Here is a 1,986-nt window from a genome sequence, read left to right as displayed (position 1 = left end):
GAAGTAGTCCGTGTCGTGAACGCCCGCAAGCATCGCCGCGTCGGGCCAGAAGCTGTCTAGTCGTCGCCGCAGAGTGGCTTTGGTAGCCTCATCCCAGAGTGCTGTTTGACCTAACGCGAGAAAAGTGGTGTTGGGGAAACGTTCACGGAGAGCGCCAAGGGCGTCCTCACGACAGTCGCCGTCTGTGGTGGGGGATTCGGTCATGGGAGTCGGGTTCAGTATATCGTAGATACAAACACCCTCTCAAACAAGTTCCGGTTAAATTTTGGCCGCCGGTTTTAACCGGCGGCGGAGGTGATTACCCGCCAGGGCGACGGATCATCTGGCGTAGCTCAGTGATATTTCCCGCGGCTGCCATCGCGTCCTCTTCCGAGATCAGGCCCGCCTTAAAGTAGCGCGTCAAGCACTGGTTCATGGTCTGCATGCCCCAGAAGCCACCCTCTTGAATGGCAGTGTAGATATTTCCTGTCTTGCCTTCTTCAATTAGCTTCGCCACGGTGGGGGTTGCGATCATGATCTCCACAGCGGCGACACGGCCTACCGTGTCCACACGGGGGAGGAGCTTCTGTGCCAAGAACCCACGCACGGACTGGCTCATGCGCATACAGAGCAGCATCTTCTCTTCTGGGGGGAAGAGGTTGACGATACGCTCCAGGGTCTCAGCAGCACTTGCGGTGTGCAGTGTGCCAAAGACAAGGTGCCCGGTTTCCGCCGCTTGGAGCGCCACGGCCACGGACTCAACATCGCGCATCTCACCAATTAGAATAATATCCGGGTTCTGGCGCAGAACGTACTTTAGTGCATCCGAGAACGAGTCCGTGTCAATGCCGACCTCGCGCTGCGAGAGAATACATTGTTTATCAGGGTGGACGAACTCAATGGGGTCTTCAATCGTGACGATATTTTTCGACTGTTCTTCATTGATCTTATTGACCATACCTGCAAGCGTCGTGGACTTGCCCGAGCCCGTCGGCCCCGTCACCAGAATCAGTCCCTGGTGTGACTTGGTCATCTCACCGACCGCAGGAGGCATCCCCAGCTGATCCAGTGTGTAGATCTTCAGAGGGACAAGTCGGCTGACGACACCAATGGTACCGCGCTGCTGGTAGACATTGGTACGCACACGGGTAAGGCCATCGAGCTCCCAGCCAATATCTAGCTCATGGCGGTGCTCGAAGCGCCCGATCTGCTCGTGGGTCATGATCGAGTAAGCCATGCGCCGTGTATCGTCGCCGTTGAGCTTCTCGGTTCCCTCGACAGGGGTAATGCGGCCATGAAGGCGTAGCATCGGCGGTGAGCCTGCTTTAATGAACAGATCCGACGCTTTCAGATCAAATGCCTGGCGGATCAGGTCACGAATATCGTACATCGTTCAGGGATGTCCTCGTCTAAAAAGTTAGATTACCGGTGTAAAAAGCGCTGCGTGAGAGCGTAGGCAATGCCTGCCACTCCCAGCGCTAGGAGCGCTACCAAGCCCGTCCCCAGAAGAAGACGGCGTGGTGCATTACTATTCTCTGCGGCACGGTAACTTTCCTGCCTGGCCACTTCTTTTGTGGGGAGATTCAGCGTGTCGAACTTGTGATCCTTGAGCTGAACCTGGTAGGTATAGGCTCCACCTTGTGCCGAAAGTGCCATGTCGAGGCGATTGTCGCTGAACTGACGTGGACCCTTGTAGGTAAACTTGTCGGAGATGAGGTAGGTGATATTGATACGGTTCACATCCCGGAAGGCCCGCAAAAATGGCTCTAGTGCGAGAGTTCCTTGCGCCGGATCTACCAGAGTTGCCCCGGTTTGGAAGCTCGCACTGCTCATCACGGGAGCAGCGCCGACATTTTTTACCTCACGCTGAATGGAGGGATCTTGCGAGTCCATGGCGCTGCGGTCGAGACGCTTATCTTCAAACTCTATCTTCTCTAGCTTCCAGCCTGTGATAGCCTCTAGGCGCTTGAGACGCGCTTCGGTCTGGGCATGGGGCACCGCTTTGGG

General features: G+C 56.1%; 3 protein-coding genes. All 3 read right to left on the bottom strand.

Annotated elements, in window-relative coordinates; translation table 11 throughout:
* On the bottom strand, positions 1-204 hold a 204-nt coding region (locus RMO15_RS25410), incomplete at its 3' end, for a hypothetical protein (protein WP_309719314.1).
* Between the two features lie 94 nt (positions 205-298).
* Positions 299-1,369: a type IV pilus twitching motility protein PilT gene (locus RMO15_RS25405; RefSeq protein ID WP_309719311.1), complete on the bottom strand. Its 1,071-nt coding sequence runs from the start codon at positions 1,367-1,369 to the stop codon at positions 299-301.
* A 32-nt stretch (positions 1,370-1,401) separates the two neighbouring features.
* Positions 1,402-1,986 (bottom strand): hypothetical protein (locus RMO15_RS25400; protein ID WP_309719308.1); only part of this gene is annotated, 585 nt, incomplete at its 5' end.

It is taken from the genome of Armatimonas sp. (genome assembly GCF_031410135.1).
Lineage (GTDB): Bacteria > Armatimonadota > Armatimonadia > Armatimonadales > Armatimonadaceae > Armatimonas.
The sequence above is the reverse complement of the archived record's forward strand: the minus strand, read 5'-3'. Positions and strand labels throughout refer to the sequence as shown.

Coding starts and splice junctions, on each gene's coding strand:
- RMO15_RS25405 (WP_309719311.1), bottom strand. CDS start 1,369: ATGTACGATATTCGTGACCTGATCCGCCAGGCATTTGATCTGAAAGCG.